General features: G+C 63.0%; 20 protein-coding genes and 1 riboswitch. Of the genes, 15 read left to right on the top strand and 5 right to left on the bottom strand.

The window, feature by feature from the left end; translation table 11 throughout:
• Positions 1 to 5 precede the first annotated feature (5 nt).
• The 7 genes from ACFSOZ_RS21250 to ACFSOZ_RS21220 all read left to right on the top strand — a co-directional run bounded on the left by ACFSOZ_RS21250 (position 6) and on the right by ACFSOZ_RS21220 (position 7,345).
• Positions 6 to 965, top strand: a complete 960-nt coding sequence (locus ACFSOZ_RS21250) for an ABC transporter permease (RefSeq protein WP_379101223.1) — start codon at positions 6 to 8, stop codon at positions 963 to 965.
• 10 nt (positions 966 to 975) lie between these two features.
• On the top strand, positions 976 to 1,800 hold the full coding sequence (locus ACFSOZ_RS21245) for an ABC transporter permease (protein ID WP_379101221.1): 825 nt from the start codon (positions 976 to 978) through the stop codon (positions 1,798 to 1,800).
• Complete coding sequence (locus tag ACFSOZ_RS21240) at positions 1,800 to 3,455, top strand: ABC transporter ATP-binding protein (protein WP_379101219.1); 1,656 nt, start codon at positions 1,800 to 1,802, stop codon at positions 3,453 to 3,455. The genes ACFSOZ_RS21245 and ACFSOZ_RS21240 overlap by 1 nt, the downstream gene beginning before the upstream one ends.
• A gap of 126 nt (positions 3,456 to 3,581) precedes the next feature.
• Positions 3,582 to 4,421, top strand: coding sequence for an alkaline phosphatase family protein (locus ACFSOZ_RS21235; RefSeq protein WP_379101217.1), 840 nt, complete (start codon positions 3,582 to 3,584; stop codon positions 4,419 to 4,421).
• A gap of 257 nt (positions 4,422 to 4,678) precedes the next feature.
• On the top strand, positions 4,679 to 5,245 hold the full coding sequence (locus ACFSOZ_RS21230; protein WP_379101215.1) for a sigma-70 family RNA polymerase sigma factor: 567 nt from the start codon (positions 4,679 to 4,681) through the stop codon (positions 5,243 to 5,245).
• Complete coding sequence (locus ACFSOZ_RS21225) at positions 5,242 to 5,910, top strand: anti-sigma factor (protein ID WP_379101213.1); 669 nt, start codon at positions 5,242 to 5,244, stop codon at positions 5,908 to 5,910. The genes ACFSOZ_RS21230 and ACFSOZ_RS21225 overlap by 4 nt, the downstream gene beginning before the upstream one ends.
• Positions 5,900 to 7,345, top strand: coding sequence for a S8 family serine peptidase (locus tag ACFSOZ_RS21220; RefSeq protein ID WP_379101211.1), 1,446 nt, complete (start codon positions 5,900 to 5,902; stop codon positions 7,343 to 7,345). The genes ACFSOZ_RS21225 and ACFSOZ_RS21220 overlap by 11 nt, the downstream gene beginning before the upstream one ends.
• 12 nt (positions 7,346 to 7,357) lie before the next feature.
• Here the strand turns inward: ACFSOZ_RS21220 and ACFSOZ_RS21215 are convergent, their stop codons facing one another.
• Positions 7,358 to 7,852, bottom strand: a complete 495-nt coding sequence (locus ACFSOZ_RS21215; protein WP_379101209.1) for a hypothetical protein — start codon at positions 7,850 to 7,852, stop codon at positions 7,358 to 7,360.
• A gap of 201 nt (positions 7,853 to 8,053) precedes the next feature.
• On the opposite strand from ACFSOZ_RS21215, the gene ACFSOZ_RS21210 reads away from it, so the two are divergent.
• Positions 8,054 to 8,962 carry a LysR family transcriptional regulator gene (locus ACFSOZ_RS21210; RefSeq protein ID WP_379101207.1) on the top strand — a complete coding sequence of 303 codons (909 nt, stop codon included), beginning with the start codon at positions 8,054 to 8,056 and terminating at the stop codon, positions 8,960 to 8,962.
• A gap of 256 nt (positions 8,963 to 9,218) precedes the next feature.
• Positions 9,219 to 10,463: a flavin-containing monooxygenase gene (locus ACFSOZ_RS21205; RefSeq protein ID WP_379101669.1), complete on the top strand. Its 1,245-nt coding sequence runs from the start codon at positions 9,219 to 9,221 to the stop codon at positions 10,461 to 10,463.
• Positions 10,464 to 10,715: 252 nt separating this feature from the next.
• On the opposite strand, the gene ACFSOZ_RS21200 is transcribed toward ACFSOZ_RS21205, so the two are convergent.
• On the bottom strand, positions 10,716 to 11,753 hold the full coding sequence (locus tag ACFSOZ_RS21200) for a substrate-binding domain-containing protein (RefSeq protein ID WP_379101205.1): 1,038 nt from the start codon (positions 11,751 to 11,753) through the stop codon (positions 10,716 to 10,718).
• Between the two features lie 363 nt (positions 11,754 to 12,116).
• Here ACFSOZ_RS21200 and ACFSOZ_RS21195 point away from each other — a divergent pair, with 363 nt between their 5' ends.
• From ACFSOZ_RS21195 to ACFSOZ_RS21175, 5 genes are all read left to right on the top strand, one after another.
• A complete protein-coding gene (locus ACFSOZ_RS21195; protein WP_379101203.1) occupies positions 12,117 to 13,472 on the top strand; it encodes an ABC transporter substrate-binding protein in 1,356 nt (451 codons plus the stop codon).
• Between the two features lie 243 nt (positions 13,473 to 13,715).
• Positions 13,716 to 14,729, top strand: coding sequence for a carbohydrate ABC transporter permease (locus tag ACFSOZ_RS21190; RefSeq protein ID WP_056589496.1), 1,014 nt, complete (start codon positions 13,716 to 13,718; stop codon positions 14,727 to 14,729).
• A 1-nt stretch (position 14,730) separates the two neighbouring features.
• Positions 14,731 to 15,885: a carbohydrate ABC transporter permease gene (locus ACFSOZ_RS21185; RefSeq protein WP_379101201.1), complete on the top strand. Its 1,155-nt coding sequence runs from the start codon at positions 14,731 to 14,733 to the stop codon at positions 15,883 to 15,885.
• Positions 15,886 to 15,889: 4 nt separating this feature from the next.
• On the top strand, positions 15,890 to 17,554 hold the full coding sequence (gene bglA / locus ACFSOZ_RS21180) for a beta-galactosidase BglA (RefSeq protein WP_379101199.1): 1,665 nt from the start codon (positions 15,890 to 15,892) through the stop codon (positions 17,552 to 17,554).
• Between the two features lie 26 nt (positions 17,555 to 17,580).
• The gene (locus ACFSOZ_RS21175) at positions 17,581 to 18,693 is read left to right on the top strand and encodes an ABC transporter ATP-binding protein (RefSeq protein ID WP_379101197.1); all 1,113 of its coding nucleotides are present in this window, start codon (positions 17,581 to 17,583) and stop codon (positions 18,691 to 18,693) included.
• Positions 18,694 to 18,780: 87 nt separating this feature from the next.
• On the opposite strand, the gene ACFSOZ_RS21170 is transcribed toward ACFSOZ_RS21175, so the two are convergent.
• From ACFSOZ_RS21170 to ACFSOZ_RS21160, 3 genes are all read right to left on the bottom strand, one after another.
• Positions 18,781 to 19,017: a DUF680 domain-containing protein gene (locus tag ACFSOZ_RS21170; RefSeq protein WP_379101195.1), complete on the bottom strand. Its 237-nt coding sequence runs from the start codon at positions 19,015 to 19,017 to the stop codon at positions 18,781 to 18,783.
• A 77-nt stretch (positions 19,018 to 19,094) separates the two neighbouring features.
• Positions 19,095 to 19,301: a DUF680 domain-containing protein gene (locus tag ACFSOZ_RS21165; RefSeq protein ID WP_379101193.1), complete on the bottom strand. Its 207-nt coding sequence runs from the start codon at positions 19,299 to 19,301 to the stop codon at positions 19,095 to 19,097.
• A gap of 76 nt (positions 19,302 to 19,377) precedes the next feature.
• The gene (locus ACFSOZ_RS21160) at positions 19,378 to 19,575 is read right to left on the bottom strand and encodes a DUF680 domain-containing protein (protein ID WP_379101192.1); all 198 of its coding nucleotides are present in this window, start codon (positions 19,573 to 19,575) and stop codon (positions 19,378 to 19,380) included.
• A 505-nt stretch (positions 19,576 to 20,080) separates the two neighbouring features.
• Positions 20,081 to 20,281, top strand: a riboswitch (cobalamin riboswitch).
• A gap of 114 nt (positions 20,282 to 20,395) precedes the next feature.
• On the opposite strand from ACFSOZ_RS21160, the gene ACFSOZ_RS21155 reads away from it, so the two are divergent.
• Positions 20,396 to 21,643 carry an aromatic ring-hydroxylating oxygenase subunit alpha gene (locus ACFSOZ_RS21155; RefSeq protein ID WP_379101191.1) on the top strand — a complete coding sequence of 416 codons (1,248 nt, stop codon included), beginning with the start codon at positions 20,396 to 20,398 and terminating at the stop codon, positions 21,641 to 21,643.
• Positions 21,644 to 21,783: the final 140 nt, after the last annotated feature.

The following is a 21,783-nucleotide window of genomic DNA, read 5'->3' as shown; positions in this document are numbered from 1 at the left end:
CGGATATGTCTTCACCCATTCTGAAGCTAATTGCCCAGCGCGTTGCGCTGGGCATCGTCCTGTTGTTGGCCGTTTCGGTCCTGATCTTCGCCGGCACCCAGATCCTGCCCGGCGACGTCGCGCAAGCCATTCTCGGACAATCGGCAACACCGGAGTCGCTCGCCAATCTGCGCGAGCAGCTCGGCCTCAACGATCCCGCCTATATCAGGTACTTCCACTGGCTCGGCGGCGTCCTGACCGGCGATCTCGGCACAGCCATGTCGAGCGGCCAGGATATCGCGACGTCGATCAAGGGCCGGCTGTGGAACACGCTTTTCCTTGCCTTCTGGGCGGCGATCGTGGCCGTGCCGCTGGCGATCATCCTCGGCCTGATCGCGGTGCGCTACCGCAATGGCTGGGTCGACAAGCTGATCTCTGGAGTGGCGCTGGCCTCGACCTCGTTTCCTGAATTCTTCATCGGCTATGTGCTCGTCTATTTCTTCGCCGTGAAGTGGCAGATCTTCCCCGGCATCTCGACCGTCTATGACGGCATGCCGTTCGGCGAACGCATGCAGGCGATCGCCTTGCCGGCGACGGCGCTGACGCTGGTGGTGCTGGCGCACATGATGCGCATGACGCGCGCGGCGATCCTCAACGTCATGCAGTCGGCCTATGTCGAGACGGCGGAACTGAAAGGCCTGTCGGCCTTCAACGTCATCCGCAAGCACGCCTTCCCCAATGCGATTGCACCGATCATCAACGTCGTCATGCTCAACCTCGCCTATCTGATCGTCGGCGTCGTCGTGGTCGAGGTGATCTTCGTCTACCCGGGCATGGGACAGTACCTCGTCGACCACGTCACCAAGCGCGACGTGCCGGTGGTGCAGGCGGTCGGCCTGATCTTCGCTGCCGTCTATATCAGCCTGAACATCATTGCGGACGTCGCGGCGATCGTCGCCAATCCGCGTCTCAGACATCCGAAATAGGGGGGCGGATATGCTCGATATCAAACGCATCCCCATCCCCGCGCTGATCGGCATCGTGCTGACGACACTGTTCGTCCTGGCGGCGATCTTCGCGCCGTTGATCGCGCCGCACGGCAATGGCGAAATCGCCGGGGACGTCTGGGAGCCGATGTCGGCGACCCATTGGCTGGGCACCGACAATCTCGGCCGCGATCTCTTGTCGCGCATGATCTACGGCGCCCGCATCACGCTTTTCATCGCGGTGCTGGCCACCGCGCTGTCGTTCTCGCTCGGCGCCATCCTCGGCTTCTCGGCGGCGGTGTTCGGCGGCTGGTTCGACACGCTTTTGTCGCGCCTCGTCGACCTCCTGATGTCGATCCCGACGCTGATCATGGCTCTCGTCGTGCTCTCCGTGCTGCCGACCAACCTGGTGACGCTGATCCTGGTGATGGGCGTTCTGGACTCGACCCGCGTTTATCGTCTGTCACGGGCTGTCGCCGTCGACATCAACGTCATGGACTATGTCGAGGCGGCGAAGCTGCGCGGCGAAGGCAGCGCCTGGATCATTTTCCGCGAGATCCTGCCCAACGCGCTGTCGCCGCTGGTTTCGGAACTCGGCCTGCGCTTCATCTATGCCGTGCTGTTCCTGTCGACCCTGTCCTTCCTCGGCCTTGGCGTGCAACCGCCGGATGCCGACTGGGGTGGCATGGTCAAAGAGAACAAGGACGGCATCGTCTTCGGCATTGCGGCAGCCCTGATCCCTGCGGCGGCAATCGCCTTGCTGGCGATTTCCGTCAACCTGGTTGCCGACTGGGTACTCAACCGGACGACAAGCCTAAAGGGAGGACGCGGGTGATGGCTGACAGCAAAGCGAAACCTGGCCTGCTGCTCGACATCCGCAATCTGCGCATCGAGGCCACTGTCTTCCCGCCTGGCGAGCCGCCGAAGAACATCGTGCTGGTGCACGATGTCTCGTTGACGCTAGAGAAGGGCAAGGTGCTTGGTCTGATCGGCGAATCCGGCGCCGGCAAGTCGACCATCGGCCTGTCGTCGATGGGCTATGGCCGCGGTGGTGTGCGCATCACCGGCGGCGAGGTGATCCTGAACGGCCGCGACATCCTCAAGGGCGGCAAGGAGGGCTTCCGCAAGCTGCGCGGCCGCGAGGTCTGCTATGTCGCACAGTCGGCGGCCGCCGCCTTCAACCCGGCGCACAGACTGATGGACCAGGTGGTGGAAGCCACCCTGCTGCACGGTACGGCGACGCGTGCCGAGGCCGAGAAGCGCGCCGTTGCGCTGTTCAAGAAGCTCAGCCTGCCGAACCCCGAAACCATCGGCGAACGCTTTCCGCACCAGGTTTCGGGCGGCCAGCTGCAGCGCGTCATGACGGCGATGGCGCTTTGCTCCGAGCCGGACCTGATCGTCTTCGACGAGCCGACGACCGCGCTCGACGTGACGACGCAGATCGACGTGCTGGCGGCGATCAAGGACGCCATCCGCGACACCCATGTGGCGGCGCTCTACATCACCCATGACCTTGCCGTCGTCGCCCAGGTCTCGGACGAGATCATGGTGCTGCGCCATGGCCGGCTGGTCGAATGGGGTGGCACAAGGCAGATCATCAAGGAACCGCGTCAGGAATACACCAATGCGCTGGTGTCGGTGCATGAGATCGAACATGCCGAGCAGAATCCGGGTACGACGCCGTTCTTATCGGTGAAGAACGTCACTGCCGCCTATGGCCGCAGCCACATCAAGGTGCTGAAGAACGTCTCGGTCGACATCTATCCGGGTCAGACGCTGGCCGTCGTCGGCGAATCCGGCTCCGGCAAGTCGACGCTGGCGCGCGCCATCACCGGGCTTTTGCCACCCGAAGAGGGAACAGTCACCTTCGACGGGCGCCCGCTGGCAAACCGGCTGGCCGACCGGCCGAAGGAGGATCTGCGCCAGCTGCAGATGATCTACCAGATGGCCGACGTGGCGATGAACCCGCGCCAGACCGTCGGCACCATCATCGGCCGGCCTCTCGAATTCTATTTCGGTATACGCGGCCGCGAGCGCGACAAACGCGTCGCTGAACTGCTCGACAAGATCGAGATGGGCAAGGGCTTTTCCGACCGCTACCCGGCCGAGCTTTCCGGTGGCCAGAAACAGCGCGTCTGCATCGCCCGTTCGCTCGCAGCCAAGCCGAAGCTGATCATCTGCGACGAGGTGACCTCGGCGCTCGACCCGCTGGTCGCCAATGGCATCTTGAAGCTGCTGCTCGAGCTACAGAAGGAGGAGAGCGTCGCCTACCTGTTCATCACCCATGACCTTGCCACGGTGAAGTCGATCGCCGATTCGATCGCGGTGATGTACCGCGGCGAAGTTGTGCGCTATGGGCCGAAGAGCAAGGTGCTGGCGCCGCCCTTCGACGCCTATACCGACCTTCTCCTGTCATCGGTCCCCGAGATGGAGATCGGCTGGCTGGAAAAGGCGATCAAGGGACGGCGCATGGCCAGCGCGGGGAACTAGGGCAATTCCAGGAAAAGTGTGAAACGGTTATGCGCTAGGCGAGTGCTGGCTGAACGCCTGACGAGCCTGGCCGTCAGGCCCGGGACTTTATCCCTACCCCTGTGACAAGACTGCAAGGAGCCGCCCATGGCGCTCAAGACCAAGTTTTTGCTGATCATCCTTGACGGCGTGCCCTACAGGAACTGGCGCCGGCTGATGGGCAATCTCGAAGGCTGGGTGCAATCGGGCGAGGCGAGCGTCTGGAAGATGCGCTCCGTGCTGCCATCGACCTCGGCCTGCTGCTATGCCTCGATCCACACCGGGGTTTCGCCGCAGGTGCACGGCATCCTGTCCAACGAGAACCGGTTCCGTGTCGAACAACCCGACATCTTCTCCGAAGTCAGCAAGGCCGGCGGCAAAACCGGCGCGGTGACCCATTCCTACTGGTCGGAATTCTTCCGCGCCTATCCGTTCGACCTGGTCGAGGACATGGAATTCGACGAGCCAGGTGGGCCGATCACGCATGGCCGTTTCCACACCATGACCGGCTACAATCTTCGCAACCAGATGACGCCGAGCGACGTCGACCTGTTCGCGACTTTGACCATGTTGACCAGGCGCCACGGCATCGACTACGGCATCCTGCACACCTGCACGCTTGACTCGATGGGCCATCGCTTCGGCCATGACTGCCAGGAGATGGACCATGCGGTGTATGCGATGGACGGCATGCTGGCTGCCTTCCTGCCGCGCTGGATCGAGGCCGGCTACGAGGTGATGGTCACCGCCGACCACGGCCAGACCGATCGTGGCCACCATGGTGGCCATGACGACGAGATGCAGGATTTCGCGCTGTACTATTTCGGTGCCGGCAAGGGACCGCTGGCCGACACGCTGCTCGACCAACTGCAACTGGCGCCGACCATCCTGAGCCGCCTCGGCGTGCCTGTGCCGGCGACGATGAAGGCGAAGCCGTTCTTGAGCTGAACGGGCGCCTTCCCTCCCCTTGTTGGAGAAGGTGGATTGTCGCGAAGCACCAGCGCCGCCCACCCTACGCTACTGCTTCGGGCGTTCGTCCCTTCAATCGACAAATCATTGTCGATTGACCCGCCTTCGGCGGGACGTTCCTCACCTCTGGCAACCGCCCCGCTCTTCGGTTAGCCTCCAGAATTCCTTGGCGGAGGATGAACCTTTTTGGACCTATCAGCGACAGAGCAGACAGGAGCCAGGCGGCTCGACCGGCCATGACGGCAGCGACGGAGACCGATCGCGCGCTTGTCGACCGGGTCGCGAAGGGCGACCGTGCCGCCGTGCGGCTCCTGTTCATGCGTCACCACGCGCGGGTCTACCGCTTCGTGGCGCGCCAGACGGGATCGGAAATGATGGCTGACGACATCGCCAACGAAGTGTTCCTCGAACTGTGGCGGCAGGCGCCAGGCTTCGAGGGACGCTCCGAAGTCTCGACCTGGCTGCTCGGCATCGCCCGGTTCAAGGCGCTATCTTCGTTGCGCAAAAAGAAGGAAGACTGGATCGACGACGAGGCCGCCGCCGCGGTGCCCGACAGCGCCGACACGCCGGAAGTCGTCACCATGAAGGAAGACAAGGCGGCTGCCTTGCGACGCTTCACCGACGCCTTGCCGGAAGAGCACCGCGTGGTGATCGATCTTGCCTACTATCATGGGCAATCGGTGAGCGAGATCGGCGAGGTGCTCGGCATCCCGGTCGCGACCGTCAAGACCCGGATGTTCTACGCCCGCAAGAAACTCGGCGAGGCCCTCAAGGCCGCCGGTTACGACAGGGGGTGGCCATGAGTGCCGCTGAAAAGATGTCGCGCCGCGACGAAATGGAAACGCTGCTGCCGTTCTATCTGAACGGCTCGCTGGAAGGCTCGGACCTGGAAGCCGTCGAGGAATGGCTGGCCAGCGATCCCACAGCGATGGCAGCCCTTGGCGAAGCCGAAGCCGAGTTCTCCGGCGCGACAGCCGCCAACGAAGCGATCCGACCGCCGGCCGATGCGCTAAGCCGCTTCGCCAGGGCGCTCGACGCCGAAGCCGGGCCAGCTCGCGCGCCGGCAAGCTCGTCCTGGCTGGCGCAGGCCTGGGGCCGCTTCATGGCGGTGCCGGTCGGTGTCGCCTGGGCGGCGGCCGCGGTTCTGCTGGCCCTGATCATGGTGCAGTCGTTTGTTCAGCCCGGCGGCAAGGGCAAGGATTTCGAGATTGCCGGATCGGAAGGCGATCTGGCGAAAATGCCGTTCGCCCTGGTCAAGTTCAAGCCGGATGCAAAGATGTCGGACATTTCGGGCTTTCTGGGCAGCAACGGGATGAAGATCGTCGGTGGACCGACCGCCGATGGCGTGTTCCGGCTTGGCATTCCCGCTGCCAACGCAGCCGACTACACCAAGCAGCTTGGCCTTATTGCCGCCCAGCCTTTCACCGAGACTGTGATCGAGGGAAGGAAACCGGTTGATGGCGGTTGAGGCGGCGGTCATTCGATGTGCGGCAATGCTGGCGGCGGCGATGACAATCGCCGCCGTGCCTGCGTCGGCGCAGACCAACGCCGCCAATCCCGACCAGACGAAAGTCGACTGCAACGACGCGAGCAATGCGGCGGGAGCCGACTGCGCCAAGGACGGCAGCGACACAAAGGGGGGATCGGGCGCGTCACAGCCCGGCGCCGTCTTTCTGCCGGCCCTGATCGTCGACCTGTTCCCCAATCCTGTCGCCCTGCCGGCACCAGTGCCAACACCACTGCCGCCGGAGCCGGCGACGCCGCCTGCCAACAATCAAGCCGGCCCCCCTCCAAGTGGCCCGATTGTCTCGCCGACCGATCTCATCGCCGTTCAGCCGCCGCGCGCGGTGGTCGGCGATTTCGTGCCCGACGAGGTGCTGGTGACGGTCGACGGCGATGCCGGCGCCGTGCAGCAGATCGCCGCGTCCTTCGGTCTCGAGGTGCGCTCGCAGCGGCAGTCGCGGCTACTCGGTACCACGCTGGTGCGCTTCGGCATTCCCGATGGCCGGCCCGTCGGCGTCGTGCTGGCGCAGCTGGCCGCTGACGGCCGCACCCAGCGGCGCGAGCCCAACCATGTCTATTCGCTGCAGCAGGCGGCCAGTATCGTCAATTATGCCTTCGACCGCATCGCGCTCGACGCCAAACAGGCCAGCGGCGAGAACGTCCGCATCGCGGTGATCGATACCGGCATCGACGACAGCAATCCGGCGCTGTCGGGCGTCATCGCCGGGCAGTTCGATGCCATGCCCGACGTGCCGATCGAAAAGCGCGATCACGGCACGTCGGTCGACGGGCTGATCGCCGGCGTCGGTGCGCTGGAGGGCATGGCGCCGGGCGCCAGAATCTACCACGCCCGCGCCTTCGAGGGCGGCAAATCGACCAGGGACGTCATCCTGTCGGCGCTCGACTGGGCGGCGGAGCAGGATGTCCGCATCATCAACATGAGCTTCGTCGGGCCGAAGAACGACCTGCTCGGTGTCGCCTGCCGCAATGCAAGGGCGCTCGGTATCGTGCTGGTCGCCGCCGCCGGCAACAACGGGCCGAAGGCACCCTACGGTTACCCAGCCGCCTTCGACGGCGTCATTGCGGTGACCGCCACCGATGCCAGGGACGGGCTGATGCCGCAGGCCAATCGCGGCGCCTATGTCTTCATCTCAGCGCCCGGCGTCGAGATGGTGGCGCCGAGCGGCGCCGGCTCGGACGTAGTCACCGGCACCTCGTTTGCGGCGGCGATCGTGACCGGCGCCATCGCCAATCTCATCCATGCCGCGCCGGATCGTACGGCCGACGAGATCGAGAAGGCGCTGGCAGCAACGGCGAAAGATCTCGGCCCCAAGGGGCGCGACAATGATTTCGGCTTTGGGCTGCTGGACATCAAGGCCGCGGAGTCTGCGAAGGAGTAGGTCAGCGACGGCTCACGTCGCGGTTGGCCGAGGACGCACCAGAAAATAGAGCGCGACGATGTGCGTGATCATCAACAGAGGTACGTAGATGATCGGGATCGCGTAGGTGGCGCCCAGTTCCCCAGCGCGTTGGGGAAGGCCTACCTGGATGGCGTGGTAGTAGTCGAGGATGAGGTCGACCGTCCCGACGAGATTGAAGGCGACGACGAACGGCCAGAAGAGCTGGCGTATCCTCACCGTGAGCAGCGCCAGCATGGCCAGCACCCCTGTTGCGAAGTCGCCATAGGCGGCGAATACGGCGAAGCCGGCGGGCAGATCGGGGCTCACGACGCCCGGAAGGATGAAGACGAGCCCGAAGAAGCGGAAGCTGTGCAGTGTAGCGATGGCGCGATGCGCCGCGACCCGGTCCATAGAGCTCAGCCATGGCAGACCGTATGCACTGAGGCAAAGCAGCCACGCGACATAGCCCAGAACGAGGTGGGTTTCGAACAGGATTTCCGTGGACATTTGGCCTCCTCTCGACAGTTGGCTACGCGGCCTCGAACACCGCGCTCGGGACGCAGGCAGCCGCTCTGGCACGCCGGTCGCGCGATTGGTGGTCGCGCACACCGTCAACTCCATCGATCACTGCAAGGTGTCTGCGAGCTTTCAATCGGTTACCTAAGCCCGCTTCCTTAATTCGACTATCCGCTGTAATCACAACGACCCATGAAGCAGAACTACACAGTCCGTCACGGTGCGCTGGAGGGCGTCGAGGCGTTCCTGGCTGTCGCCAGGCATCGCAACTTCCGCCGCGCCGCCGCGGATCTCGGCGTGACGCCGTCCGCCGTGAGCCAGGCGGTGCGCGCGCTGGAAGCACGCATGGGCACGGCGCTGTTCGTCCGCACGACGCGGAGCGTCGGCTTGACCGAGCCTGGCCAGCGCTTCCTCGACCGTGCCGGCCCTGCTTTCGAGGAGCTCGTCGCGGCCGGGGAGGCCGTGCGTAACGTCGGCCAACGGCCGGCCGGCCTGCTACGCCTGTCCGTGCCGCGCGCCGTCGTGCCGTTGATCCTGGAGCCGATGATCGCATCGTTCTGCCGAGCCTATCCCGAGATCGAACTGGAGATCGCCGCGAGCGACGAGATGGTCGATCTCGCGACCGGCGGATTCGATGCCGGCATCCGCCTCGGCCAGTTCATCGCGACTGACATGGTCGCGGTGCGGCTCACTCCGCCGTTCTCGTTCGTGGTCGTCGGCAGCCCCGATTATCTCGAGCGCCACGGCCGCCCCGAACGTGTCGAAGACTTGCGCCACCACGCCTGCTTGCGCTTGCGCCGTTCGAACGGCGCCATCGCGCCCTGGGCCTTCGTCGACGGCAACGGCGCGATCGAGGCGATGGTCTCGGGCCCGCTGATCGCACACGACTATCCGACATTGCTCGGGGCTGCCATGCAGGGCGTCGGGCTGGCGCAGACGCCTCGGCCCGTCGCCGAACGTCCGATCGCCGAAGGGAAACTCGAGCCGGTGCTGGACGGCGTCGCCGCCACGACGCCGGGCGTCTTCCTCTATCATCCCGGTAAGCGCCAGGTGTTGCCGAAGCTGCGCGCCTTCATCGAACACCTCAAATCCGCGGCCTGAGATGTCAGAACCCCGTCTCTTGCTTGCGTTGGTCTCGCCACTGCCGGTGGCGGCGAGATTTTGATCGTGGCGTGAGCCGACAGCGATGCTATCTTGCCCTCGTACCCCGGGGGGAGACCATGCGGATCGCGGTGATCGGTTCAGGCGGCATCGACCGCTGTCTCGACGGTTGGCTGCTGGCGAAGGCGTCAAGTTCATCGTGCACCGCGCCCGCCTCGAAGCGCTTCAACAGTCCTGGCATCAGGGCGTGCGGCAAATGACGAGTAACGCCAATGTCCTTGATGCGGTGGTCGTCGGGGCCGGCTGGGCCGGCCTGGGCGTGAGCCATTCGCTGGCACGGCGAGGTCTGCGCCATAGCATACTGGAGAGAGGCCGTATTGGGGAGACCTGGCGCACACAGCGGTGGGATTCTTTCCGGATGAATACCCCCAACGTGCAGACCGTAATGCCAGGCGACTCCTATGACGGCCCAGATCCATCCGGTGCCCTGCCATGCAGCGAGTTCGTCGCCCTCCTTGAGGACTTCGCCAGGCGCAACGGGCTCCCGGTCGAACCGGACACTGCGGTGACCGAGCTCGCCCGTGGGCACGAGAATGGCGAGTATCGGCTAACAACCTCGCGTGGCACGGTTTTGGCGCGGAACGTGGTGATCGCAAGCGGTCACTTGAATCGTCCGGTGCGCCCGATTTGGGCCGCTTCGTTGACGCCCGGTCTTCGCCAGATCGACGCTTCCGATTACCGCAGCGCAGCCGATCTCCCTGGTGGCGCGGCGCTGGTTGTCGGAAGCGGCCAGTCGGGTGCCCAGATCGCGGAGGACTTGGCAACAGCAGGCCGAACAGTCTTCCTTGCCACCAGCCGGGTCGGACGGCTCTCACGCCGCTACCGAGGACGCGACATCATGATGTGGCTCGTCGAAAGCGGGTTTCTCGACGTGCGTCGAGAGGAGATCATCCGTCTTGCGGAACGCATTCCGCCTCGTGGTTTGCTGGGGGCAGAATACACGCTAAGTCTCCAGGCCCTCAGCGCCCGAGGTATCGTGCTGCTTGGGCGGTTCACGGGCGTCGAGGAAGGCGGCCGTCTCTCGTTCGCCGACGATCTCGAAGCGCATGTTCGCTTTGCGGACGAAGCCTCCGCCAACGTCAAACGCTATATCGACGAGTATATCAGCCGCTCCGGGATAGATGCCCCCGTTTCGGAACCCGACCCAGCGGAGACTGTCGCAGCGCATCTGCCAAATCCGACTGTCCGTTATCTCTATGTTGCCGAGTCCGTCATCACGACCGTGGTGTGGTGCACTGGCTTCCGGGGCGATTTCAGTTGGGTGAGTCTCCCCGGGATCATCGACTCGGGTGGACAGCCCATTCACGAGGATGGCGTGGCCGCGCTGCCGGGTATCTACTTCGCCGGGCTGGATTTCGCCTCCACGCGCAAATCAGGCACAATATTGGCGATTGCCGAGGAGGCACATCGCCTTGTCGAACATATCGTGGGGCGCTCATGACGGGCTGGACACAGTCGAGAAGCTTCTAAACCGCCCAGACCAGCAACGTCTTTGCACCGCCACCGACGGGATATCCCGAGTGCCGCGATTCGGTTCCCGCGGAACACATGGCATTTGGCACGTGCATTCGCATTTGCAGGGGTCGACTTCGGTCGTTCGAAGCGATCGGGTTTTGATTCCTGGAGCGTTCCACGGAAACTGCGAACGGCTTCTATCTCTTTGTTTTGACGCAATTCCGGACGGAAAACCGTCTCACACTTTTCCTGGAATTGCTTTCGCGCCGGCGACCGAACCCCTGACCACAAGGTCGACGGGCCAGACCTCGCCACGAGCGCCCTCTTCCAGCCCCGAAATCCGTGCCGCCAGCCGCTCGGCGACACGCGCGCCGGCCAGACGGATCGACGAGCGCGTCGTCGACAGCGGCACCGAAAAATTCTCCGGCCGCAGCCAGGGGAAGACGTCGTCATGGGCGATCAGCGACACGTCGCCCGGAATGGTCAGGCCGAGGTCGCGCACCGCGCGCACGACGCCGAGCGCCATGATCAGGCTGGAGCAGGCGATCGCCGTCGGCGGGTCGCCCTCCTCCAGCAAACGCCTAGTGGCGCGATAGCCGTTCTCCTCGGTCATGACCACCGAGCAGACATGGCGGTCGCCCAGTGCCAGCCCGCTTGCCACCAGCGCTCGGCGCACGCCGCGCTCGCGATGGATGGCAAAGGTCTCGCGGTCGTCACCGTTGATCAGCGCCAGCCGCCGGTGGCCGAGCTGGATCAGCAGCCGGGCGGCCTCGTGGAAGGCGCCCTCATTGTCGATGTCGGTGAAGGGATAGTCGAAATCGAGGCCTTCGCTGCGGCCATGGACGATGAAGGGAATGCCGAGCGCGTTGACCAGCGCCACGCGGCGGTCGGCGGGCCTCGGCGAGGAGATGTAGACGGCGTCGACCTGGCGGTTGGCGACGATACGCCGGTAGGTCGTTTCCTGGTCGTCGGCGTCGGCCGGCGACAACACCAGGTCGAGTTCATGCGATCGGGCATAGTCGCCGAGCCCGGACAGGAACTCGACGAAATGCGGATCGATGTCGACCGACGCACCGGTCGGCAGGACATAACCGATCATGCCGGTCTTGCCTGTCGCCAGCCGGCGCGCGCTCGGGTTGGGCCGATAGCCGTGACGCTTGGCGGCGTCCACCACCCGCCGACGCGTTTCCTCGTTGACCTCGGGATAGCCGTTCAGCGCACGGCTTACCGTGGTCTGCGAAAGCGCCAGCATATGGGCGAGCTGCTTGAGGTTCAAAGGAGGCCTCCACGCCTCAAAGCGCTTTTAATTCGAGTGGATCTGGGCGTCACGAGAGACGCAGCGACATGAAGATGAGCATAGGCGCGCTTTGGACGAGTTTGAAACAAAAATTGCTGCTGCACTGCCACAAAAGCATGCTGCAGCGCACTTTTTGCGCGTCGAAAGCCAAAAATTAAATCGATTAGCCAGTCACCCTCTTGACTTCCGAGCGATTCAATGGCGAGATCAAAAAAGCCAAAGCGCTTTGGAAGACTCTTCGAAAGGTTGCGGTTCCTTTCTGACTGAGTCACAGTCCTGCAGCGTCGGCGGGCGGAATGGAGGTTCCGTCCGGTGTTTGTGACCCCACTGGGAGGAATACCGATGAAGAAAATGCTTTTGCTGGGTGCTGCGTTTGCCACGCTCGCCCTGAACGCGCCCGCGCAGGCCGAACTGAAGTTCAAGCCGGGCGAGGACCCGCGCTTCAACTGGGCGAATTACGAAGAGCTCAAGAAAGTCGACCTCAAGGGCGAGACGCTGACGATCTTCGGTCCGTGGCGCGGTGAGGACGAAGGTCTCGTGCGCGGCGTTCTCGACTATTTCTCGGAAGCCACCGGCGTCGAGATCAAATACTCCTCCTCGGAGAATTACGAGCAGCAGATCGTCATCGACACGCAGGCTGGCAGCCCGCCCAACATCGCCGTGCTGCCGCAGCCGGGCCTGATCCAGGACCTCGCATCGAAGGGCCTGCTGACGCCGCTCGGCGACGACACCGCCAAATGGGTCAAGGACAATTACGGCGCCGGCCAGTCATGGGTCGATCTCGGCACCTTCAAGGACAAGGACGGCAAGCCTGGCTTCTTCGCCTTCCCCTACAAGGCCGACGTGAAGTCGCTGGTGTGGTACTCGCCGGATAATTTCGAGGAAGCCGGCTACAAGGTGCCGAAGACGCAGGAAGAGCTCGCCGATCTCGAAAAGAAGATCGTCGCCGACGGCGGCAAGCCGTGGTGCATCGGCCTCGGCTCCGGCGGCGCCACCGGCTGGCCGGCGACCGACTGGGTCGAAGACCTGATGCTGCGTACCCAGCCTCCGGAAGTCTACGACAAGTGGGTGAAGAACGAGATCCCGTTCAACGATCCGGCGGTGGTCAACGCCATCGATATCTTCGGTAAGATCGCGACCGACGACAAGATGGTCGATGGCGGCGCCAAGGCGGTTGCGGCGACCGATTTCCGCGACAGCCCGAAGGGCCTCTTCGCGGTGCCGCCGAAATGCTACCTGCACCATCAGGCGTCGTTCATCCCGACCTTCTTCCCGGAAGGCACCAAGGTCGGCCAGGACGCTGACTTCTTCTACTTCCCGCCCTACGCCTCCAAGCCTGAACTGGGCACGCCCGTGCTCGGCGCCGGTACGCTGGCGATGATCACCAAGGACTCAAAGTCCGCGCGCGCCTTCATCGAATTCCTGAAGATGCCGCTCGCTCACGAGATCTGGATGGCCGAGGGCGGTTTCGTGACGCCGTTCAAGGGTGTCAACAAGGCTGCCTATGCCAGCGACGCGCTGCGGAAACAGGGCGAAATCCTCGCCAATGCATCGACCTTCCGCTTCGACGGTTCCGACCTGATGCCGGGCAAGATCGGCGCCGGCGCCTTCTGGACCGGCATGATCGACCTGGTCGGCGGCAAGTCCGCGCAGGATGTCGCCACCGACATCCAGAAGAGCTGGGACGCCATCAAGTAGGCAGCCGGCCGGCTCGGCGACTGAACGGCCGAGTGCTTCATTCTCGCACTGGATCCGGGCCCTGCCGGCCCGGATCCGACGGCGGCCCGCGCCGCAGCCTTTCGTCCATGAGCGCATAGACATGAAGCGCGATCGGCATGTGAACAGGTTTCCGCTGCCGATGACGCTCCAAACAACTGAATCGGCGCCTGGTCCCGTCACCAAGGTCATTCCTTGGCGGATCATGCGCAGGGGGAGGGACCCGTGGCGGCTCAGATTTTCTCGGCCATATTCGTCATCATCGTCGGGGTCGGCGGTTGCGTCGCCTATTTCTGGGGCGCCAACAAGCTGGTCGACCTGATATTCCCGTCGCGCGGCGTCGCCGGCGCGGCGGCCATCGACAATCTGCGCCGGCAAGGACTGGTCCGGCCATGGCTGTTCGTCGGTCCGGCAATGATCATCCTGACCATCTACCTGATCTATCCGGTGGTCGAGACGCTGAGGCTGTCGTTCCTCGATCGCGGCGGCATAAACTTCGTCGGCTTCGCCAATTATGAATGGGCGTTCGGCGATCGCGAGTTCCGCAACTCGATCCTCAACAACATCATCTGGCTGGCGGTGGTGCCGGCCGCCTGCACCTTCCTCGGTCTGATCATCGCCGTGCTCACCGACAAGATCTGGTGGGGCACGATCGCCAAGAGCCTGATCTTCCTGCCGTTGGCGATCTCCTTCGTCGGCGCCAGCGTGATCTGGAAATTCATCTACGAGTATCGCGGCGAGGGCCAGACCCAGATCGGCATCCTCAACGCCATCATCCAGCATTTCGGCGGCCAGCCGCAGGTCTGGATATCGCTGCCGTTCTGGAACAATTTCTTCCTGATGGTGATCCTGATCTGGATCCAGACCGGCTTTGCCATGGTCATCCTGTCTTCCGCCTTGCGCGGCATCCCGGAAGAGACGCTGGAAGCCGCCGTCATCGACGGCGCCAATCCGTTCCAGATCTTCTGGAAGATCATGGTGCCGCAGATCTGGGGCACGATCGCCGTCGTCTGGACGACGATCACCATTCTGGTGCTCAAAGTGTTCGACATCGTGCTGACCATGACCAACGGCCAGTGGAACAGCCAGGTGTTGGCCAATCTGATGTTCGACTGGATGTTCCGTGGCGGCGGCGATTTCGGCCGCGGTGCCACCATCGCCATCATCATCATGATCGCGGTCATTCCGATCATGGTCTGGAACATCCGCCAGGCGAACAAAGAGACGGGAGGACATTGAGATGGCCGTTGCGACCGGAAATTCCTTCGCCAGCCGCTTTGGCGTCCACATTGCCGTCTTCATCTTCGTCGCCATCTGGACCATGCCGACGCTCGGCATCCTGGTGTCGTCGCTGCGCGACAAGGACCAGATCATCGCCTCGGGCTGGTGGAATTCGTTCTCCAGTTCTACCCAGACGGAAGCCGGCCGGCTGCCGGCCGCCTCGACGCAAGTCGAAAAGGACGGCAAGTTCGTCCTTCAAGGCAACATCTTCGGCGACGGTGCTCACCGCAACATCAGCGCCTTCGGCGTCAAATCGGCGGCACCGACGCAATATCCCGCCGGCACGTCAGCCGATCTCGGCGACGGCGTGACCCTGCAGCTTAACGCCGACGGCAGTTTCGTCATGCAGTCGCCGAAGGCTTTCGAAGGCGATCGCGGCCAGCGCGTCTACTATGCCTCGTCGGCACCACCGAAATTTACCACCGACAACTACAAGACGGTGCTGTTTTCGGAAGGCATCGGACGGTCGTTCATGAATTCGCTGACCGTCACCATCCCGGCGACGGTCATCCCGATCCTGATCGCCGCCTTTGCAGCCTATGCGCTGGCTTGGATGCGCTTTCCCGGCCGGGCGCTCTTGATTGCAGTCATCATTGGCCTGCTGGTGGTGCCGCTGCAGATGTCGCTGATTCCGCTGTTGAAGCTCTACAACGGTGTCGGCGCTTTCTTCGGCATGCCGTCGAAGACCTATCTCGGCATCTGGCTGGCGCATACCGGCTTCGGCCTGCCCTTCGCCATCTACCTGCTGCGCAGCTACATTGCCGGCCTGCCGCGCGAAATCATGGAATCGGCGCGCATCGACGGCGCCAGCGATTTCGAGATCTTCGTCAAGATCGTGCTGCCGCTGTCGTTCCCGGTGCTGGCTTCGTTTGCCATCTTCCAATTCCTGTGGGTATGGAACGATCTGCTGGTGGCGATGGTTTTCCTGGGTACGGAGGCAGACCAGATCGTGCTGACCGCCAAGCTCAACGCGCTGCTGGGCTCACGCGGCGGCGATTGGGAGATCCTGACGACATCGGCTTTCGTGACCATCATCGTGCCGCTGATCGTGTTCTTCTCGCTGCAGCGCTATTTTGTCCGCGGGCTGCTTGCCGGCTCGGTGAAAGGAGGCTGAGACGATGCAATCCGCTTTGAAGGCCAGTTCGAAGCCTGACCTCGCCGTCGATCGTGACTGGTGGCGAGGTGCGGTGATCTACCAGATCTATCCGCGCAGCTACCAGGACTCGAACGGCGACGGCATCGGCGACCTGAAGGGCATCATCGGCCGGCTCCCCTACATTGCAGGGCTCGGTGCGGACGCCATCTGGATCTCGCCGTTCTTCAAGTCGCCGATGAAGGATTTCGGCTACGACGTCACCGACTATTGCGACGTCGATCCGATGTTCGGCACGCTGGCCGACTTCGATGAGTTGACCGCCGAAGCACACAGGCTGGGCTTGAAGGTGATGATCGACGAGGTGCTGTCGCACACCGCCGACAACCATCCCTGGTTCAAGGAGAGCCGGTCGAGCCGCAGCAACCCGAAAGCCGACTGGTATGTCTGGGCGAACTCCAGGCCGGACGGCACGCCACCCAACAACTGGCTGTCGATCTTCGGCGGATCGGCGTGGCAATGGGACACCAGCCGCCAGCAATATTATCTGCACAACTTCCTGGCCGAACAGCCCGACCTCAACTTCCACAATCACGAGGTCCAGAACGCGCTGCTCGACGTCACCCGCTTCTGGCTGGAGCGCGGCGTCGACGGCTTCCGGCTCGATACCATCAATTTCTACTTCCACAGCCAAGGCCTGGAAAACAACCCACCGCTGCCGCCGGAGCAGCGCAACGACCAGACCGCACCCGCGGTCAACCCCTACAACTATCAGGACCATATCTACGACAAGAGCCGCCCCGAGAACCTCGGCTTCCTCGAACGTTTCCGCGCCCTGCTCGATGAATATCCGGCAACCGCCGCGGTCGGCGAAGTCGGCGATTCGCAGCGCGGGCTGGAAGTGGTGGCGGCCTATACGGCCGGCGGCAAGCGCGTGCACATGTGCTACTCGTTCGACTTCCTGGCGCCGGAAAAGATCAGTGCGGCCAAGGTCCGCTCGGTGCTGGAATCCTTCGGCAAGGTCGCCAGCGACGGCTGGTCGTGCTGGGCTTTTTCCAATCATGACGTGATGCGCCCGGCCTCGCGCTGGGCGGCTGGCGAAGCCGATCCGACCGCCTATCTCAAGGTCATCTCGGCGCTGCTGATGTCCTTGCGCGGCTCGGTCTGCATCTACCAGGGCGAGGAGCTTGGGCTCGGCGAAGCCGACCTCCGCTTCGAGGATCTGCAGGACCCCTACGGCATCCGCTTCTGGCCGGAATTCAAGGGCCGTGACGGCTGCCGCACGCCGATGGTGTGGGACGGCAGCGCCACGAATGGCGGCTTCTCCTCAGCAAAGCCCTGGCTGCCGGTGCCGGCCAAGCATCTGTCGCAAGCGGTCAATGTCCAGCAGGGCGACGAGACCTCGCTGCTCGAGCACTACCGGCGCTTTCTCACCTTCCGCCGCGCCCATCCGGCGCTGGCCAAGGGCGACATCACATTCATCGAAAGTGCGGGCGACACGGTCGCCTTCACACGCCGCGCAGGCAACGAGCAGATCGTCTGCGCCTTCAATCTGGGAGCTGAGCCAACCAAGGTTGACCTTGGCAACCGATCGCTGCAACCTTTGCCCGGGCACGGATTTTCGGGGCAGGCGAGCACCGGCTCCATACAGCTCGGCGGCTACGGCGCCTGGTTCGGACGCATCGACTGAATTTCAAAATCACTGGGAGGAAACCAATGGCCGATGTCACGCTAAGACAAGTGAAGAAGTCCTACGGCAATCTGAACATTCTCCACGGCATCGACCTCGATATAAAGTCGGGCGAGTTCATCGTCTTTGTCGGCCCGTCGGGTTGCGGCAAGTCGACTTTGCTGCGGTCGATCGCCGGGCTCGAGGAAATCACCTCCGGCGAACTCAAGATCGCCGGCGAGGTCGTGAACGACGTGCCGCCGTCGAAGCGCGGCATCGCCATGGTGTTTCAGTCCTACGCGCTCTACCCGCACATGACCGTCTACGACAACATGGCGTTCTCGATGAAGATCGGCAAAGAGAACAAGGCCGAGATCGACCGCCGCGTGAAGCAGGCGGCCGAAATCCTGCAGCTGACCAAATATCTCGACCGCCTGCCCAAGGCGATGTCGGGCGGCCAGCGCCAACGCGTCGCCATCGGCCGCGCCATCGTGCGCAATCCGAAAGTGTTCCTGTTCGACGAGCCGTTGTCGAACCTTGACGCGGCGTTGCGCGTCGCCACCCGCATCGAGATCGCCAAGCTCAAGGAATCGATGCCCAACACGACCATGATCTACGTCACCCACGACCAGGTCGAGGCGATGACGCTAGCCGACCGCATCGTGGTGCTCAAGGAAGGCCATATCGAGCAGGTCGGCACCCCGATGGATCTCTACAAGAAGCCCGGCAATCTGTTCGTCGCCCAGTTCATCGGCTCGCCGGCCATGAACATCCTGCCGGCGACCATCGACAAGACTGGAAACCCGACCGTCGTCAGCCATGTCGGCGGCCGCAAGGCGACGGTACCGATCGCCACGCCGGCATCGGCAAACGGTGCTTCGGTGAGCTTCGGCGTCAGGCCGGAGGACCTGACGATCGCCAGCGGCGCGGACTATCTGTTCGAGGGAACGGTGGACTATGTCGAGCAGCTCGGCGAGGTCCAACTTGTCTATGTCGACATCGGCCGCGCCGACCTGCCGCTGGTGACCAAGATGCCAGGCAATGTCGAGGTCAAGCGCGGGGCGACGCTGCGGCTGAGCGCGGACGCCAGCGACCTTCACATCTTCGACGCCGACGGGCACTCCTTCTCGCTCCGTCAGCCGGAAGCAAAGGCGGCCTGAGGTCAGGACATCGGAGGCGCATAAAAAGCAAAAAGCGGCGGGCACGGGCCCGCCGCTCTCTGTTTGGAGATCAGCTTCGGCTGTTGGTTAGCGGCCGAAGAGGTTCCGGTCGCTGCCCTGAGGGGCGGACTTCTGTACGTCGCCCGACGAGTTGAGCAACTTGTAGACGGGCGATTCGCTGTTGCGGATCGAGCCCGTATTCGAGACGTCGACGTTGACGGTCGCCTGCTTGTTGATGTCGGTGCCGCCAACATTGTCGTTGCCGGCATAGGCGCTGCCGGCGGCAATCAGAAGAGCGGCGGCAGTAAGAGCAATCTTTTTCATTTTTGATACTCCGGTATTTTCGAATTCGAGGCGGCAGGTTGACCCGCCGCCTCGCCGTCGGATGCTAGTTTCGGATGTCAGTTGTTGCCGAACAGGTTGCGGTCACTGCCATGGGTGACAGGCGTCTGCGCAGCCGGCTCGGACTTCTTGGTGGAAGCCGTGTACGAGTTGTCGACCGAGGCGGCAGGCTGGTTGGCGCCGTTGGAGCCAAAGTTGTCGCTTCCGGCGAAAGCGCTGCCGGAAATGGCCAGAACGGCGGCGGCAGCAATAAGGATCTTGTTCATTTCAGCTCTCCTGAATTTTGAATTTCTGGATTTTGCCAGGGCGGCGGGCGAGCCCGCCACCTCCTGGGAATCGGCGTTAGTGGCCGAAGAGGTTACGGTCGCTACCCTGGACAGGCGTCTGAGCAGCCGGTTCCGACTTCTTGATCGAAGCGGTGCGCGAGCTGTCGACAGCAGTGGCCGCCGCGGCGTTCGAACCATAGTGGTCGCTACCGCTAGCGAAGGCGCTGCCGGAAATGGCCAGAAGGGCGGCGGCAGTGAGAATGATCTTTTTCATTTTTTGGTACTCCAGTATCTTTCCGTCCGTCTAGCGGCGTGTCTTGGGATGAAATCGCGTCGTTCGGACCGCCCCGATGTGGGAAAGCCATCCAGCCATTTCCAATCACGAAGTTGTTCCGCGTGGACCAAGAATCTGCCACTTGAAATTGTGCCAAGAGCGTCTACACCAGTTGTTTTTCTTCGTAATATCAATTAGTTATGTAAAATCGGCACCCCGATCACCAACTGTGTCGGAGGCCCAGCGTTCACACCGTCCTGCACGCACCGTCAACAGAAACGAACCGTTCGGTTCGATTTTAGAGACTGCTAATAGTCACTTTTCGAAACCGTTAACCTTTCTTGGGCCCTGGCAAGGGGTCGGATTCGAGGAGATTGCAGCCGGCTATGGCTGCCGAAGAGATCGGATTTCGGCTCCGCAATCGCCAGCCGGAGCATTTCGCATGCGTGTCGCGCCGCATGGATACGATGTCGTTTTCATGCCGATGGCGCGCCCGCGATCGTGATTAGATCATGTCATCTCAGGTGCCGCTTCGTGACGACGAAGCGGAGAATTGGGAAGCCGGTCAGAATCCGGCGCTGCCCCCGCAACGGTGGTGGAGTTCAAGTCGCAACGGGAGACCACTGGGCAAACGCCTGGGAAGGTGTCGCGACCGTCCGCAAGGACACTCCAGAGCCCGGAAACCAGCCCGAGATATTTGAACTCGACTGATCGCGGTGGGCGGTCAAGAGGTGGATAGTGCATGTCCGGCGCTTCGCCGGCCTGCGTCCGATCCTTCCTCCATCACCACCAGTTCAGTCCTTGGCTATGAGGACAGGACATGGACGCGCGCAACGACATGCTGAGGCTGCTGCAGGGCCGCAGGAACGGCTTCTCGCTCGAGCAGCCCTTTTACACCGATCCCGACTATTTCAAGCTCGACATGGAGCTGATCTGGTATCGCGACTGGCTGTTCATCGGCCATGATTGCGAGCTGCCGAAGCCGGGCAGCTACATTACCGCGCAGATCGGCGACTATCCGGTCGTGCTTGTTCGCGACCAGAAGGGCAATATCAACGCCTTTCACAATTCCTGCCGCCATCGCGGCAGCCGAGTCTGCAATTCAGACAAGGGCACGGCGGCAAAGCTGGTCTGCCCCTATCACCAGTGGACCTATGAGCTGGACGGAAGGCTGTTGTTTGCCCGGCAGATGGCAGACGGGTTCGACAAGAGCCAGTTCGGCCTGAAGCCGATCGCCTGTGAAAGTGTCGGCGGCTACATCTTCATCTGCCTGGCCAAGGAGCCGGCGGATTTCGCACCGATGCGGGCGATGATCGAGCCCTACCTTTTGCCGCACCGGCTGCGCGAGGCCAAGGTGGCGTTCGAGTCGACCATTGTCGAGAAGGGCAACTGGAAGCTGGTCTGGGAAAACAACCGCGAGTGCTACCATTGCGCCGGCAATCACCCGGAGCTTTGCAAGACGTTCCCGGAGGCACCGACGGTGACCGGCGTGCAGGGCGCCGACAGCGACCCGGAAATGCTTGCGCACTGGGCGAAATGCGAAGCGGCCGGCCTGCCGAGCAAATTCCGCATCGATGCGGCCGGACAGTACCGCGCCACCCGCGCGCCGCTGCTGCGCGACGCCGTCAGCTACACCATGAACGGCAAGCGGGCGGTGAAGAAGAACCTCTCCGACACCGTCTCTGCCGACCGGATCGGCACCTTGATGCACTATCACTATCCGACGACATGGAACCACATCCTCATCGACCACGCGGTGACGTTCCGCGTGCTGCCGATCAGCGCCACGGAAACGGCAGTGACGACCAAATGGCTCGTCCACAAGGATGCGGTCGAAGGCGTCGACTACGATCTCGCCGAACTCACCCATGTCTGGACCGAGACCAACGACCAGGACCGCCGCATCGTCGAGGAAAACGCCTTCGGCATCCTGTCGCCCGCCTACGAACCAGGGCCCTATTCGGAGCTGCATGAGGGCGGCGTAATCCAGTTCGTCGAATGGTACGCGTCGTTCATCGGTCCGCGGCTTGCCGAAGGCGGCCGGCCGGCGCTGCGCAGCGTTGCCTAGTGCATGGCGCTCAAAAATGGCCCCTGGTTTTGAGACAACGACATGCAAGGAAACAAGACCTGAAGCGCGTCGCATGAATCCGTTTCGAAGCGACGCGCTTTGGTGCATGTCGCCCAAGAGTGCGCAGCGGTTTTGGGATC

Origin of the sequence: Mesorhizobium newzealandense, assembly GCF_042682145.1 — a bacterium.
GTDB classification, from domain to species: domain Bacteria; phylum Pseudomonadota; class Alphaproteobacteria; order Rhizobiales; family Rhizobiaceae; genus Mesorhizobium; species Mesorhizobium newzealandense.
The sequence above is the reverse complement of the archived record's forward strand: the minus strand, read 5'-3'. Positions and strand labels throughout refer to the sequence as shown.